Below are 15,087 nucleotides of genomic sequence, written 5' to 3'. Positions count from 1 at the left end.
TGATCAAGCTTGGTAAATAGAGTTCAAAAAAAATCCCCACTAATTACTTAGCAGGGATTTGTGTATAAGAGACAGCCTTTTGGGAGCCTTTTTTGTATCGAATATCATAGGGCTGACAATCGTTAATGCCTGTGACAGCGTAGACATTTACCGTTAAGCAGATCGCAGGCAGGTATCTGACTAACTGTACCAGAGCACCTTGCGAAAGCGATTTAATGTACCTGAGCGACCTTTACCTGGGACTCGATTTTCGCAAGCAGCTTTTCTCCAATACCTTTTACTTCCGTAAGTTGAGCTACCTCAACAAACCGGCCGACTTGTTCGCGATAATCGATAATTGCCTGGGCTTTGCTTTTTCCAATGCCGGGCAACATCATCAGTTGCTCAACAGTTGCAGAATTTAAATCCAGCGCTGTCTGTTGAACTTGTGAGCCTGCGCTGTCATTTGCCAGTACTGGCGTAGGAAGGGCGCAAAGCGCACCAGCGCTTGCCAGCATCAGAACGGGGAGTAGTTTTTTCATAATCAATCCTTAATGGGTTATGTACATCAATGTACAAAGCGGATTGTAATTCAAAGGCGGTGGGCGTCTAGTCTGGTTTTTGTACAGGTATAAAAAACGGGCCAGAAGGCCCGTTTCGAATTTCAGCGTATGCTTGTAAGTTACAGACGATCCAGCACCGATTGGGTGAACTCAGTGGTTCCGGCTTCGCCGCCCAGATCGCGAGTGGTTCTGTCACCATTTTCAATAACGTCTTTTAATGCACTGCGGATTTTCTCCGCTTTATCACTCATATTCAGGTATTCAAGCATCTGAATGGCTGCAAGAATCACTGACGTTGGATTTGCCAGGTTTTTACCTGCGATATCAGGCGCTGAGCCATGAACCGCTTCGAAAATAGCACAGTCTTTACCGATATTCGCGCCAGGCGCCATACCTAAACCACCAACCAGACCTGCACATAAGTCGGAAAGAATGTCACCAAACAGGTTGGTCGTAACGATAACGTCGAACTGATGGGGGTTCATAACCAGCTGCATACAGGTGTTATCTACGATCATTTCGGTAGATTCAATGTCTGGATAGCGCTCGCCTACTTCACGGGCGACTTTCAGGAACAGGCCTGAAGTCGACTTCAGGATGTTGGCCTTATGGACAGCGGTTACTTTTTTGCGGCCTTCACGACGCGCAAGCTCATAGGCGAAAGTCACAATCTGTTCAGCGCCTTCCCGGGTGATTTTACTCATTGCCTCGGCTTCATTGCCGTCTTCGGAAACCACTTGACCCAGACCTGAGTACATACCTTGAGTGTTTTCACGTACGGTAATGATATCAATATCTTCGTAGCGGGCTTTAGTGCCTTTAAATGACAACACCGGGCGTACGTTGGCGTAAAGTTTAAATTGCTTACGCAGGCTAACGTTGATTGACGTGAAGCCCTCGCCGACCGGGGTTGTCAGTGGGCCTTTAAGCGCCACTTTATTTTTAGCAATCAGGTCCAGTGTTTCCTGAGGAAGTAGTTCGCCGTGATTTTCCAGCGCCATCAGCCCAGCGTCTGCGTAATCATAGGCAAAATCACACCCTACCTTGTCCAGAATTTTAATTGTTGCATCAATGATGTCTGGGCCAATGCCATCACCGCGAATGACTGTAATGCGTTGCTGAGTCATGTGGAGGGATCCTCTGATAATTCTGTAAACGTGTTCGTTAGGTTTTAATCATAGTCTGGCACAACAATCGCGCCAAATGATGAGACATCATACGGTGCGTGGGAATCGTTGGGTATGCGCGTATGGTCGTACTGCGCTTTCTTGTATTGCTTCAAATCTGAAGCTGCGGGCCAGAACAGGCGTATTCTATAGGATCCGGGGGGCGAGTTATAGTCATCCGACCTATTTTCTGGCAATGAGTCTCAGAAAGTAGTCGGGCAATACAGTAATGGTGCGATTTCAGCCCGGATTGCAGTAATTTGGGGTGCATTTAGCCCTGTCATCATCATCGCCTGACTTATCTTTTCGGGCCGCGAGCCTGTGTCGCCGGTGCCACCGAACAGCCAGCTAGCTGACCAGTAAACAGCAAGGCAAAGCAGGCTGTACTCCTTTTGCAGCGAGCGGGGCACATCAGCCGGGAGTTTGCCGGTATGATACAACAGGGCCCGCCACGTAGCCGGCTGATGCCAGCCTTGTGCAAGATCCGACACCAGGGGTTGCCAGTTTTCAGTTCCTTTAATCGTAATCAGCGCCTGAATATCGTGATATTTTTCGTGGTCGACAGGCAATTCTCCGATAATTTTCATTTCCGGCAACATAGATAGCGGCGCCGTTAAAAGCGTGGCTACGAGAGCGGCAGACTGACTGGTAAAACGGCACTCAGCGTGAACCGATAGCTGTGCAGCTACCGCAGAAACCACTACGCTAAAATGTCGCACCTGCGCTGCTAACGGATAGCTATGCTGATGCAGTCTGGCTTGTAATGCATGCTGGGTAAGCATGTCGCCAACGCGCTCTGTGCCATAAGTCAGTACTGCTTGTTTCAGGTTGTGAACCGGCAATTGTAGCCGGTTATCACTGCTGGCAGACTGGCGCAGAAAGTGGCTGAATACCGGCTCTTTATGAATCAATGCGCACAGTGCATCAATGTCGGTATCCTGTGCTTGTAATGCGTCAATGATTTGTAGCAAGCGCCCGGGAGGGCGGTTTATTGGATACACCTGACGAAAAGGGCCGGCTTCGTTCGTTGCATCTTTGTCAGGCTGGCACCGCTCATAATACGCAAACCATGTACTAAGCGACAGCGGCGGGCGAGCACTGGGCGTTAGTCTCTGTACATCAACCCACTCATGTTCGCTCTGTTCACTGGCCTGGCCACCGGTTTTTATAACCGCTGCATGCTGACCGCGCACGGCCAGAATGACAGCAGGTACGCCCTGACTCATTACTCTCTGACCCGGTCCGCATTCACCGGGAATTCGCAGCAGGGCAGTTAACTCATGATGAGACCAGGGTGGCAGAACTGCACTCAGTTTTCGAAGTATAAGGGTCAACGGTTGAAGCGGGAGCAGCTGTGAGAGTGTTCCGGCAATTAACACCAGACGCTGAAAACGATTGAGCGTTGGACGGCGCAATAAGGGAAGTAGTTTATGCTCTGAAAGTGCTTTGCGTAGCACTAGCATATCGAGCCAGATTGAAAGACCGCGCTTTCGCAGCCGTTGAACGAGACGGCGCATATCCCGTTGATTCACGTTTGCACTACGATTACCCGTTACCACTGCAAGAACAATGGCCGCCACGATATGTTGCAGCGTATGCTCGTTAAGATGCTGATCGAAACCAAGCACGATCGTCATAAGCAGATGACGGGACAGGGGCGATGAGTTTTCGAGCTTATCTTCGGGCAGTCGCAGAAATGCAAGAACAAGGTCCGTTTCAGCGCGACATAATTGCATCGCCTGTGAAGCGACCTTCAGGCAGGCATTAGGGAGGTTGTCATCAAATTCAGCCGCGCAAGCCAGTTCTCTGACTGCTGTGAGCTGCTCTTCAAGTGAAGATATTTCCGGGGTTCCCACCGCCAGCATTAACTCTGCTGGTAGCTCTGGTAGGCACCTTCACCCCAGGCGATCAGGGTATCGTTTTCAAAAAGCAGTGGCGTACATTCATCCTGCGTAGTAAGTCCGTCAGCCCTGACGTGCTGGGTGCGATAGAACATTACCTGGATGGTTGTTCCTTTTTCCATCTTTGCTTCAGTAATGTCCGGCGAGCCTAATAAGGCTAGCACTTCCTCACGGGTGCTTCCCAGTTTCAGTTTGGTAATCTGAACTTTGTTGTACTCTTCGCGATCCTGCCAGTCCATATTTTCCGGTTTGTCAGGGTAAAAAGAGAGTACCAGAAACACGAACAACGCGTACGCTGCTGCGCCCAAAACTATCAGCCGAATAACCTTACTGTTCATCCTTCTTCACTTTCTTAGAACATCTGAATGTAGTGTACCCCAAAAGCGCCACCATAAGGAACGCAAAAAACGTAACCAGATCTGTCATTTCCCGCGTGAAATTGTGTAGCACGGTTGATATTCGCTGCCTGGAAGCTTCATCCGCTGTTGTGCAACAAAAGATTTCAGCAATCCGTCAATTCGTGTCATCAATGCCGGATCACCTGTCAAATTGAACGGACCATGTTCTTTGATTTGCTTTATACCTTCCGCTTTTACGTTACCCGCGACAATACCGGAAAACGCCTTACGCAGCACAACGGCTAATTCTGCCGTGCTCTGATCGTGATGAAGGGCCAGTTCACTCATGCTTTTATGCGTGGGAATAAAGGGTTGTTGAAAAGGTTCATCAATTTTCAATGACCAGTTAAAGCTGAAAGCATCTCCCATCGCACGGCGATACTGGTCCACTTTTTCAAGTCCAGAACGTAACGTACGGGCAACTTCGCGCGGGTCATCAACGATAATCTGGTACTTGCTTTGCGCTTCTTTACCCAGTGTCGCACCGACAAACTCATCAATGGCTTCGAAATAGCCCTCTGAGCCCGCAGGGCCTGTGAGAATGACCGGAAACGGTTGTTGTGCATTGCGTTCATTGGTTAGGATCCCCAGCAAATACAGTAGTTCTTCAGCCGTACCTACCCCCCCTGGGAAGATAACAATACCGTGAGCGGCGCGAACAAAGGCCTCCAGCCGCTTTTCAATATCGGGCATGATGATTAGCTCATTCACAATGGCGTTAGGCGGTTCGGCGGCAATGATGCTGGGTTCAGAAATACCAATATAGCGGCCGTTTTTATAACGCTGTTTCGCATGTCCGATGGCTGCGCCTTTCATGGGGCCTTTCATTGCACCCGGTCCACACCCGGTGCAGATATTCATTTCGCGCAGACCTAACTGGTAGCCGACTTCCTTGGTATATTTGTACTCGGTCAGGTTGATGGAATGACCGCCCCAGCATACGATAGTATTGAGCTCGTCATTGCCTTCCAACATTTTAGCGTGGCGCAACATATCAAAGACCATATCGGTGATGCTGGTGCTGTCCAGTGGCGCTGACTTATGCATGAATGCATATTTGTTACCCATATAAAGCAGATCTCTGAGAACGGCGAACAGATGTTCATGAACGCCACGCACCAGTTTGCCATCAACAAACGCCACCTCTGGCGGATTCACCAGTTCAATTTTTACGCCCCGCTCACGGCGTATCAGCTTGATATCAAAATCTTCATAGGGCGCAAACAGCATTTCATAATCATCTTCATCTACGCCACTGTTTAACACCGCCAGACAGCAATTTCTGAACATCTCATACAGATCGCTGTGTGTGGTGTCCTGGAGTTGAGACACCTCGACCTGCGATAACTGACTCATCCATCCTACGGGGTTTAACTGCAATTTTTTCATAACACCTCGTCCTGATCGGTGACAACACAATTGCGGCCATCGTGTTTGGCCTGATACAGGAATTTGTCAGCGCGATTGAATGCCTCATCGGGGCTATCGCCGGGTTTCAGACACGTTGCGCCAAATGACGCCGTTATCGTCACTTTTTCCTGTTTAAACTTGAACGGAGTACGCGCCAGAGAGTCTCTCAGCTCATCCAGTTTTACAAAAAGCGCTTGTGGCGTCAGGCCGGGTAACAACATCACGAACTCTTCTCCGCCCCAGCGGGCAATAAAATCCTCTTTTCCCAGTTTCTTTCGGAAATGTCGGCCAACAACCTGCAAGGTTTTGTCGCCAGCGGCATGCCCGAACCGGTCATTGATAGACTTAAAATAATCGATATCCGCCACCGCGATGGCTAAGGGTAACTGGCGGCTTTCAAACAGTTCAAAGGCACGCTCAACGCGCTCATTGTAAGCTTGGCGGTTGGGAAGGCGGGTTAGCGCATCGGTCTGACTGGAGAGAATTTGCTCTGCCAGTTTTTTGCGGTAATTCTGTGTCTGGGTCTGTAATTGAGTCAGTTGGCTTTGCATTGATGCCAGCAGCTTCATCAGTTCATGCTGTTCGTCCTGATCAGCCTGTTCTCTTTTTGACAGCGTTGACGCCAGTGACTTCACATAATCACGAGCCTGGTGTTTGAGTTTCTCAAGAGACTCACTTTGCTTTACTGCATCCTCAATGGTGTCGAGTTGCGCTTTTAGCTGAATGTTGGCGGCCTTTCTGGCATCGAAACTGGCTTTGGAAATGTCAATCGTCTGGTTGACGTTCTGGTTTATTTGCCCAAGACTATTGTGCAGGCTCTGAATGACTTTGCCCGACAGACTGGCCTCAGACATGGCCTCCTGCACGATCATACGGATAATCAGTACGCAGCTTTTGAGCAATTCATCTTCGCTCATCCCATGCAACAATCTGGCTTTTAGCTGCGCCAGCTGATCGTCATCGGGGCGTTTTCGGGAATAATTTTCTATAAGCAGGTTCAGTTCTTCCAGAATAGCGTCGTAATGTGCGCTTTTTGATGCCTGCTCTTGCCCGCTTGCTGCGTCACCTTCACGATGTGGCTTTTTGGCTCCGGAGGCATAAAAATGGCTGGCGCGCTGGAATAGTGACAGCGTGGCAAATAAATCCCCGACAGGCTGATGGAGTTTTACCAGAAGTTGTGCGGCAGTTTGCTGTACGCCGGGATCGGCTGCCAGAGCCTGCTGAAATTGCTTAACATCACGTTCAAGGTCGGTAAGTGCCTTATGAATTAGATCGCTAGCCGCATCTCCGGCACTCTGGAGTTTGGTATTGAGTTTATTAATGCTGACGGTGGCAAGAGTAAAATTCGGCGAGCCCGCGAGGTGCCCTCGAAGGGTCTGCAATTCTGCATCAATGTCGTCGGACATTCCCTCATAAAACTTACTCAGCCTGATTATAAAGCGTGACAACGTTTCCGTATGGGTTTTGAGTGACTGGAGCTGTTTGCCATCCATCCTTATTCATCTCCGCAGCAGATAAGTTTATTTTCTAGTGTGACACACAATTGCCGCTTCTTCCGCTTTATTGTCTGGCAAGTCTATGATTCGGATAGGGCTTTTCAAAGTTTGAACGAAACGGATTAATATCCAGCCCGCCACGCCGGGTATAGCGTGCGTTCACCGTCAGCTTTTCGGGCTGACAGTGCTGAAGAATGTCACAAAATATCCGCTCGATACACTGCTCGTGAAATTCATTGTGTTGCCTGAAACTGATGAGATATTGCAGTAAGGACGCACGATCAATTGCCGGGCCCTGGTAGTTAATCTCGATCGTTGCCCAATCAGGCTGGCTGGTTATCAGGCAGTTAGACTTCAGCAGATGGCTCACCAGTTTTTCTTTGGCGGTATGATTGCCAGTTTTAAGCAGCGCTGCGTCAGGTACATACGTGGTAATCTCAACATCAATGTCATCGATAACCTCACCCGCAGGCTCTATCATCTGAAGCTGTCCGAAGCTATTTGGCAGGTAAATGCTGACATCAACCTCACTGCCGGCGCAGGCGGATAAATCGTTTTTGATGGTGCGGGCCACGTCGTGCTCGTCAGTAAAACAAGACTGATTAAAACTGTTCAAATAAAGCTTAAATGATTTGGATTCTATCAGGTTGGGGGAGGTTACAGGTACGCTGCACTCCAGTATCGCCACGCATGGCTTTCCCTTAGGGTTTAGCCACGAGAGTTCGTATCCTGTCCAGATATCCACGCCGTCAAACGGTAAAGTTTCCGGCGTCAGGTTGATAGAATCTCTGTTTAGTTTGCGCGGCACTCCTTGCAGAAGCGTCGGACTATAGTGTGACTCATAGCTCACGGACTGACCTAGTGTCAGCCCCTCTGGCACATCAAAGGGCGTTGAATTCGTTTTTTCGCTCATACTACTTTACGCTTTTGGCAGTTCTGGCCTGCTTGACTTTGTCAGGATGAACGATAGTGTACCGCAAAACAGCCAACACACCTATGATGACAATGACCCTCGATACTGCCCTTGACGACTTCATTTCACGATTCAGACAACAACACAGTGACCTGACCATAGAGTTTGACCCGGAATGGCCGTCACCCTGTTATGAACAAACCGCGGAACCGGGTGCAATGGTGCCATGGTCACCGGTTCGGCAAACCCAGAAGAATCATTTTAACAATGTGGAGTCTGCGTTGGATCTGACGCTGGACCCCCAATATTGTGCCTATTTCACACGCTATTACAGTGAAAACCTGCCAGCACGTGCGGAACAGGGCAATTGTGAGTTATTGCAAGTCTGGAATCAGGATGACTTTGAACGGCTACAGCAGAACCTCATCGGTCACCTGCTGATGAAAAAAAGGCTAAAGCAGCCTCCGACCCTGTTTTTTGCATTAACCGATGAGGACGATTTCATCCTGACGGTGGACAATGACAACGGCAGCATCATGCTGGAACAAGTAGGAAAAGTCCCTGTTAAAGAGGTTGCGAAGGATTTGGCTTCGTTTCTGTCAGGACTATCACCACGCTAATTTGCAGAAGTATCCAGCCTCTGTCAGCGCTAATAGCGCTGACAGAGGCAAGTAGTAAGTTACATATTTTGTAAGTCGCTGAGGCGTTTCTCTAACATGGCGACTGCACTTTCCAGAGTCGCCACTCTTTTCTCAAGACGCGCAACAGTCTCATCCTTATTACGGCTATCTGCAGGTGGCTTTTTACTACTGGCCTGATAGGCTTTTACCGCATCGATGGCCTGAGTCACGCTCACTTTAAACGGCGCTTTTGCCCGCAGTAAGGCGATGCTTGGTGTGCCTCCTTCATTAGCTATTTGGTGACAAAACATAACCAGCTTTTGAATCAGGTCGTTATCTGACATAGATTTTTAATGAAAAGAAAATTTGCAGATAGCTTACAAAACAATGCTGTAAACTCAACTGATTTCGCTGTTGTGCCGTCCAGAACGTACTATTCCGATAGGGTTTAAGCGTGGGAACCGCGTTAAATTTAGCGTCTTCTCAGGTTAGAGATACCGTTTAAGTATGAGATCCACCAAACACAGCTATGCCCCCGCTGGTAAGGTGTTGCGGCAATCCTCCACTTATGATTACTGTGTTTTTAGTCGCTCGACAACGCGAAAACGTTGGCAGGCATCTACTACTCTGTACCTTATCCAGAACCACTTTTCGCAACATTGGCTTAGCCTGCCATTTTCATGTTAGCCGTTTTTACTAAATAGTAGTGCATTGAACAAATTCAGGTGATATTTTCCCTGGTGGATTTTTGTTCGTAGTTAACTAAATCAATAGGTTACATGTTGGCCTTGTTTTTGTTTATTGATGTATAGCGTAAGCATCACTTCAACAAGGAAAAAAAATGAAACATTTGGCTCTGCTACTCGCACTCACCGCTCCCGTTGCTCTTTCTGGCTGCGTTATCGTCAGTGGCGATAATGACAGTAAATATTCGCAAGACTGGGAAGATCGTGAATACAACAACCGTAAGCATATTTCGCAGCTTGAGCTGGATATGACGTATGAATCGATCGTCAGGAAGATGGGGGTTGCAGACTTTAATGAGTTACACCAGAAGTCAGACGGCACGTATCGGGTATTGTTTTACCGTACGCAACGCACGATGGAAGACGGACTGACTACAAAAGATGAATGCACGCCACTGGTATTCAAGAACGGTAGCCTCATTGGTTGGGGTGACAGCGCTTACGCCTATATTTGAAAATGGCAGAATATTAACGCCCTTAAAGTTAACATTAAGTTAACATTCGCTCTTTTTTTCGCTACAGTACGTATTCTGTTGGATGAAAAACAACCTGTCAGTGTGTTATGCGACAGCGTATTACTATAGCGAAAAAGGAGAGGGTTATGACTTCTGCAGTGGCTGCAAAAATAGCGCCGATAAACCCGGACAATATTAAAGCTGTTTATCTTAGTGCAGACGATCTGAAGGTGGCTGCTTCCCTGCTATATAATGCCTACTTTGATGATCCACTCTTTGTCGATATTTTCCAGGCGGAAAAAGAGGGTTATGAAAGCCGTCTGCGCTCAGCAATCAGGGAAGAACTTAACGCATTTTGGGTAGCCCGGCAGCCGATGGTAGGGCTATTTGACGATGGACGTTTGTTGGCTGTAGCGTGCCTGACAAGCCCGGATGCGGCTTTTGGTGCCGGCCGCTACTGGCACTGGCGTTTGAAAATGCTGCTGACCGCGGGGTTGTTTGGTACCCGTCAAATGGTTGAAAAAGAAGAACGGGTGCGGGCAAACGTGCCAGCAAAAGATTACCACATGTTGAGCTTTATTGCGGTACATCCGGACTATCAGCACCATGGATTAGGCCATATCCTGATGGGTGCCATTGACAGCGTGCTTGAGGATGACGCCAAGAGCGAAGGCGTTGCGGTTTACGTCACCCTGCCCAAATGTCTGTCATTCTTTGAAGACGGACGATACAACATGATTGGGCCATTGGAAGTGGGCCATATTACTGGCCATATTATGTTCAGGCCACGCGGTTAGGGGAAGTGTGTCAAAGTCCATAATTGCCCAGGAATTCAACCGGGTGACTAATTAAGGCGTTTGCGTGCCGGTCTGCCATAGCAAATCTGAAAGACCAATAGCAAGAGCATGATCCACAGGACGAGCCCTGAAGCACGCATTAGTGTCCTTAGACTTTTTGCAAGGACCATTGCCATTACCTGCAAACCCCGCCTTGCAACTGCATATTTCAGGACTCGCTGAGAAGCTATCGATTTATTCGCACCCTGCCTGATTACCATTGTTATCATCCAGAGCATAAATTTTGCGCGCCCGGGTTCTCATTTTTCCCGACCCCGTGTAAGACATTTCCTACAAAAGTGTGAGATATCCAACGTTTTTTTCTGACGCATTTTTTATACTTTAGTCTAAAGGTATTGAAAATATTAGACTTTTAGCTAATGCCGGAATCTGGATCACTGTTTCTCTCTAAATTATTTGTAATTGCATGTAGCAAAGTTTATCAGTCGGCCTACTATAGTAATCGTCACAGGGAAACACGACGAGTCAGGATGACATACGGATAACCCAGGACAACCCAGGACGGGAATGTCGGCGCAGGATGGTCGATACCAATGGAAAGTAAGGACAAGGATCTCAATCAGGAAGATTGCAGGGATACCTTCAGGACGAAGAGGCTGACTTAGGATAAGTCAGGGTCAGGAAGACAAAGGACACGACCAGGAGGTCGCAGGACAAGCTCAGGACGAGCAATGCTACATCAGGATGTGTAGTGATTAAGGATGAAAAAATGGAGTTGCGTAAGGACAATCTCAAGGACAACTTCAGGGACGAAGAATGCTGCATGGAGGATGTGCAGTGTATATATGGAAAAACGGAAAGGGACCTGCTTAAGGATGAGTAGCTCGCACAGGATGTTGTGAGAAAAGAGGGAAAGGGGCGTATAAGGATTTTAATCTGGATGATTTTAGTCGCAATGGAACGCTGAGAAGGAAGCTCAAAATTCATAAGAAGCGGTAGCGTTTGCTACCGCTTTTTTTGGTATCTGCAATCAACAACATGAACAATAAGCAGAACGGATTATTTTAAAGGCGATATCGGAAACGGTATCGCTTTTTTGTTGCCCAGCACTCTGCTGCTTATGGCTTGTTTCAGGGCTTACCCATCGGGGCTTACAGCCAAGCACCTTCTTGTCGAGTCTTTTTTAACTCAAACCGCCTGGCCTGCAAAAGATCGCTTTGATTAGTTATTTGGCTGTAAGTCTGAGTGACTATAGGCTTTTTCGCACCTTCCCTAGTTTATCCGGTAAGGCGGCAGTGACGTTTTAATGACTTGTTTGCCGATAAAATACATACAGCCGCTATAACGGTCCTCGCCATTGCCTGAAAACTCAAAAATAAATTCACTATACCAATCCAGTTTGCCGTGCCTGCCCGATAACCGGGTTTTCTGTCTGGCAACAGAAAGCAGCTGTAGCTGATGTTGATCACAGTACTGGCGCGCATACTCGTTGGCTTTCTCGCTTATACTGCGGATCCGCCAGAACTGAAAAACGACCAGGCCAATGATAAGCCAAAGCGTAAGTTCACCTAATGTCATGATTTTGCCTGCTGCGTTTGCGAGAACAGAGCGCCGATGGCGTTGCTCAAACGCGGACTACGCGCATCGTCACGTAACACCGCCAGTACCTGAGGGCGTAACGCAGGGACCTGAACCAAGTCGGCAAACAGACCGTGAAATAAGGCTCCCTGCATTGCTGTGGCTTCATCCACTCTGGCGGCCTGTTCGAAAAATAGTTTGATACGCTGTGCATCAAATTGTGTGAAATGACGGGCAGCCAGCACACTTAGCGCGTCCATATCCAGTGAGTCGCGCTGTAATACCTCTTCAATAACAGGAGCAAGGCGGGCGTCTGTTACTGGCGATGCAAGTCCTCTTAATGCGGATAAATTCAAATCTTCAGACGTAGTCAGGGCATATTTAAACTTGTTAAACAGCGAGTCAGATACCGGTACGACCTCACAAGACTGCATAAGTGTGTCTCTGAATGCCGGTGCTAACGAGGAAAAGCCGGCCGCAACGGTGTCGCCCAGCGGCCCGCCTAATTCATACGCCAAATCTGCAATGCCCTGAACCGGGATTTGTTGCCAGTCCTGCACGCCAGGCGCCTGAACATAGTTTTTTGCCAGTAAATAGCCTGAAGAGGGAGGCAGAGACAACATCTGTTTAATTCTGGCATTGGTTTGTGCCATCAGACTTTGTGGCGGCACAAAAGAATAGGGATTATCCGGAAGCGTCTGTGCTTTCTCGGTATCATCAGCCAGGCTTGTTCCTAATGCATCAATAATGATTTCCAGAAAATGATTTCTGGATGCGGTCACCACAAGTCCGCGCTCATCCAATGGCAGTTTCAGGAACCAGATATAATGCTGTGTTGCGGCCTGCGTATTCCAAAAGACAACGGCAAACCAGGCGTGTTGCTGACGCGGCTTTGGCGCCGGGATTTGCGCCCCTTCGATCTCCAGAAATGTCTGCTTATCGAGCTCATCGAGTCCCCGACCAATATCTAACACCCGGAAATTTGTTCCGGCGTGGAGTAAAAATTCACTGATAGATTCGATGCTGGCAGCGCTCATAGAAGGTACATACTCCGGCGTAAAAGGCGCGGTATTCTAACAACCTGTTCCCGGTTAAGCCAGTGATCCGGCGAGATGCCAGCACGTTAAGCTCGTCGCCTGACATGGTAGCGTTAGTTTATGCCTCAGCTACCGAAAGCGTTTTAAAACAGTGAAGCAGGAAAACAGGGCAGCCAGGTATTGAGGGGCTTAATGACGTAAGAATCGGGAGAGGCTTCTGACTTTGGCGACACCGTCTCGTGCGACATTTACCAGCAGAGTCGCTATACTTGCGCGCGTTATTATCACCAGAAGACGACAACAGAGACACCATGCACGAAGCACTAGTGCTGTTAAACGAGTTAGAAATACAGCTTAAACATGAAGGGCTATGGTCGGGACAGGCAATCAGTGATGACGCGATGAGAAGTCAGGTCCCGTTTGCTGCAGACACTATGGCGTTTGAGCAGTGGCTGCAGTTTATTTATCTGCCCCGGCTTCGTGACATCATACACAAACACCACGCCTTACCGGTTGCGATGCAGGTGGCACCGGCTGCAGAAGTATATATTCCCGAACAAAACGCGATTATCGGGATCCTCAGATTGTTAGACTCAATGGCAGCAGAGCAATCCTGATGAGTGATCTAGCCATTCTTTATCAGGACGAGACGCTCATCGCGATTAATAAGCCGCCGGGCCTTTTGGTGCATCGAAGCCCTATCGATAAAAAAGAAACACGGTTTGCCGTGCAGCAGCTTCGCGATCAGATTGGCCGCCATGTGTTTCCGGTTCATCGTCTGGACCGGCCAACGTCCGGCGTGCTGCTTTTCACTTATTCTGGTGATACCGCAAGTCAGCTAGGGATCCAGCTAATGCAGAAGCAGGTGAAAAAGCAGTATGCGGCTGTTGTCAGAGGGCATATGCACGGCACCGGGTTTATCGATTATCCGCTTAAATACCGTTACGATAAGTTTGCTGATAAAGATAAAAAACGACAGCTTGCGCCTCAGTCAGCACAGTCTGAGTACATTGCTGTCCGTCGCTACGAACTCCCTTATTCGTCCGGACGGTATCCAACATCGCGGTTTTCGCTAATCATGTTATCGCCGCTAACCGGTCGCAAGCACCAGCTACGTCGTCACTGTGCACATGTTCGTCATCCTATCCTTGGAGACACCACTCATGGTGATGGTAAACAAAACAAATTTCTCCGCGAGACGTTTACATTTGAAAATTTGGCCTTAAGTTGTACACAACTGGGCTTTTTCCATCCCGATAGCGGGAAGTGGACAGAAATAACGTCACCTGTACATGATGCGATGCAAGCGTTGCTCCATCGCTGGGCCCCCTGGCAGGTAGACTAATCGAAAGATGACAATGAGGCATACATGACAACACTGAAAATTTTTGTCGGCACGGTATATGGCAATGCGCAGCACGCTGCTGAAGAGGTAGAGAAAAACTTAAAAGACGCAGGGCATGAGTGTGAGCTGTTAAGTGATCCCGACGTGTCTGATTTTACCGATGCAGATGCTATTCTGGTGGTGACTTCAACGACGGGGCAGGGCGATGTTCCGCCGAATCTGGAGTTTGTGTATTCAGATTTAAAAGACGAATTTCCTCTTTTGACCGACAAGCCCTTCGCCGTTGCAGCCTTAGGCGACAGTAGCTACGGCGATACCTATTGCGGTGGCGGCAGGCATTTCCATGAATTATTAACCGAGCTTCAGGGGAATGCAGTAGCAGATATGCTGGAAGTTGACGCGATTGAAACGCTGGAGCCAGAAAAAGATGTCACCGATTGGGTGATGGGGATTAAAGATAAGCTTTATGGCGTATAGCCAGTCATCATCTGCGTCAGAAGAGATGTTCAGGCCCCGATAACAGCAAGCAGGTCGGCTTCTTTTCCTGTGAATCGCTGAGTAATCGAGATGGCGTTTTAATTCTTGTTAGTAGTTCGTTTAGTTAAGTTGTGTCGTCCTAATATAGGTTGACAGTTATTAGGCCAGCTCTCGAAGCTGGCCTTTTCTATTGTGCACTGCGTTAG

General features: G+C 48.4%; 16 protein-coding genes. 6 read left to right on the top strand and 10 right to left on the bottom strand.

Annotated features, from left to right (window positions below; genetic code table 11):
- Positions 1 to 212: 212 nt before the first annotated feature.
- The 7 genes from JKP77_RS21520 to queF form a co-directional block, all read right to left on the bottom strand.
- Complete coding sequence (locus tag JKP77_RS21520; protein ID WP_218313238.1) at positions 213 to 521, bottom strand: ComEA family DNA-binding protein; 309 nt, start codon at positions 519 to 521, stop codon at positions 213 to 215.
- Between the two features lie 140 nt (positions 522 to 661).
- Positions 662 to 1,669, bottom strand: coding sequence for an isocitrate dehydrogenase (locus tag JKP77_RS21515; protein ID WP_218313237.1), 1,008 nt, complete (start codon positions 1,667 to 1,669; stop codon positions 662 to 664).
- 242 nt (positions 1,670 to 1,911) lie between these two features.
- A complete protein-coding gene (locus JKP77_RS21510) occupies positions 1,912 to 3,573 on the bottom strand; it encodes an HDOD domain-containing protein (protein WP_218313236.1) in 1,662 nt (553 codons plus the stop codon).
- Positions 3,573 to 3,947, bottom strand: coding sequence for a DUF3192 domain-containing protein (locus JKP77_RS21505; protein ID WP_218313235.1), 375 nt, complete (start codon positions 3,945 to 3,947; stop codon positions 3,573 to 3,575). Before JKP77_RS21505 ends, JKP77_RS21510 begins: the two co-directional genes overlap by 1 nt.
- An 84-nt stretch (positions 3,948 to 4,031) precedes the next feature.
- Positions 4,032 to 5,396 carry a nucleotide 5'-monophosphate nucleosidase PpnN gene (gene ppnN / locus JKP77_RS21500; protein ID WP_218313234.1) on the bottom strand — a complete coding sequence of 455 codons (1,365 nt, stop codon included), beginning with the start codon at positions 5,394 to 5,396 and terminating at the stop codon, positions 4,032 to 4,034.
- Positions 5,393 to 6,910: a sensor domain-containing diguanylate cyclase gene (locus JKP77_RS21495; RefSeq protein WP_218313233.1), complete on the bottom strand. Its 1,518-nt coding sequence runs from the start codon at positions 6,908 to 6,910 to the stop codon at positions 5,393 to 5,395. The genes ppnN and JKP77_RS21495 overlap by 4 nt, the downstream gene beginning before the upstream one ends.
- A gap of 67 nt (positions 6,911 to 6,977) precedes the next feature.
- Positions 6,978 to 7,826, bottom strand: coding sequence for an NADPH-dependent 7-cyano-7-deazaguanine reductase QueF (gene queF / locus JKP77_RS21490; protein ID WP_218313232.1), 849 nt, complete (start codon positions 7,824 to 7,826; stop codon positions 6,978 to 6,980).
- Positions 7,827 to 7,912: 86 nt separating this feature from the next.
- On the opposite strand from queF, the gene syd reads away from it, so the two are divergent.
- On the top strand, positions 7,913 to 8,446 hold the full coding sequence (syd, locus tag JKP77_RS21485; protein ID WP_218313239.1) for a SecY-interacting protein: 534 nt from the start codon (positions 7,913 to 7,915) through the stop codon (positions 8,444 to 8,446).
- Between the two features lie 59 nt (positions 8,447 to 8,505).
- Here syd and JKP77_RS21480 read toward each other — a convergent pair whose 3' ends face one another.
- The gene (locus tag JKP77_RS21480) at positions 8,506 to 8,790 is read right to left on the bottom strand and encodes a hypothetical protein (RefSeq protein ID WP_218313231.1); all 285 of its coding nucleotides are present in this window, start codon (positions 8,788 to 8,790) and stop codon (positions 8,506 to 8,508) included.
- A 497-nt stretch (positions 8,791 to 9,287) separates the two neighbouring features.
- Between JKP77_RS21480 and JKP77_RS21475 the strand changes: the two genes are divergently transcribed.
- Positions 9,288 to 9,647 (top strand): DUF3192 domain-containing protein, encoded by a 360-nt coding sequence (locus tag JKP77_RS21475; RefSeq protein WP_218313230.1) that lies wholly within the window; start codon positions 9,288 to 9,290, stop codon positions 9,645 to 9,647.
- A gap of 146 nt (positions 9,648 to 9,793) precedes the next feature.
- Positions 9,794 to 10,444 (top strand): GNAT family N-acetyltransferase, encoded by a 651-nt coding sequence (locus JKP77_RS21470; protein ID WP_218313229.1) that lies wholly within the window; start codon positions 9,794 to 9,796, stop codon positions 10,442 to 10,444.
- Between the two features lie 1,272 nt (positions 10,445 to 11,716).
- On the opposite strand, the gene JKP77_RS21465 is transcribed toward JKP77_RS21470, so the two are convergent.
- A complete protein-coding gene (locus JKP77_RS21465; RefSeq protein ID WP_218313228.1) occupies positions 11,717 to 12,022 on the bottom strand; it encodes a DUF3301 domain-containing protein in 306 nt (101 codons plus the stop codon).
- Positions 12,019 to 13,059: a DUF3549 family protein gene (locus JKP77_RS21460; protein WP_218313227.1), complete on the bottom strand. Its 1,041-nt coding sequence runs from the start codon at positions 13,057 to 13,059 to the stop codon at positions 12,019 to 12,021. The genes JKP77_RS21465 and JKP77_RS21460 overlap by 4 nt, the downstream gene beginning before the upstream one ends.
- Positions 13,060 to 13,370: 311 nt before the next feature.
- On the opposite strand from JKP77_RS21460, the gene JKP77_RS21455 reads away from it, so the two are divergent.
- From JKP77_RS21455 to JKP77_RS21445, 3 genes are read left to right on the top strand one after another with little or no spacing between them, the layout of a single operon-like run.
- Positions 13,371 to 13,676: a YqcC family protein gene (locus tag JKP77_RS21455; RefSeq protein ID WP_218313226.1), complete on the top strand. Its 306-nt coding sequence runs from the start codon at positions 13,371 to 13,373 to the stop codon at positions 13,674 to 13,676.
- Complete coding sequence (locus tag JKP77_RS21450; RefSeq protein WP_218313225.1) at positions 13,676 to 14,404, top strand: pseudouridine synthase; 729 nt, start codon at positions 13,676 to 13,678, stop codon at positions 14,402 to 14,404. Before JKP77_RS21455 ends, JKP77_RS21450 begins: the two co-directional genes overlap by 1 nt.
- Before the next feature lie 24 nt (positions 14,405 to 14,428).
- Complete coding sequence (locus JKP77_RS21445) at positions 14,429 to 14,881, top strand: flavodoxin (RefSeq protein ID WP_218313224.1); 453 nt, start codon at positions 14,429 to 14,431, stop codon at positions 14,879 to 14,881.
- The last annotated feature ends 206 nt before the right edge of the window (positions 14,882 to 15,087 follow it).

The sequence above is a fragment of the Alteromonas antoniana genome (assembly GCF_019249295.1).
In the GTDB taxonomy this organism is placed as follows: domain Bacteria; phylum Pseudomonadota; class Gammaproteobacteria; order Enterobacterales; family Alteromonadaceae; genus Alteromonas; species Alteromonas antoniana.
This window is presented reverse-complemented; position numbering and strand designations above follow the sequence as displayed.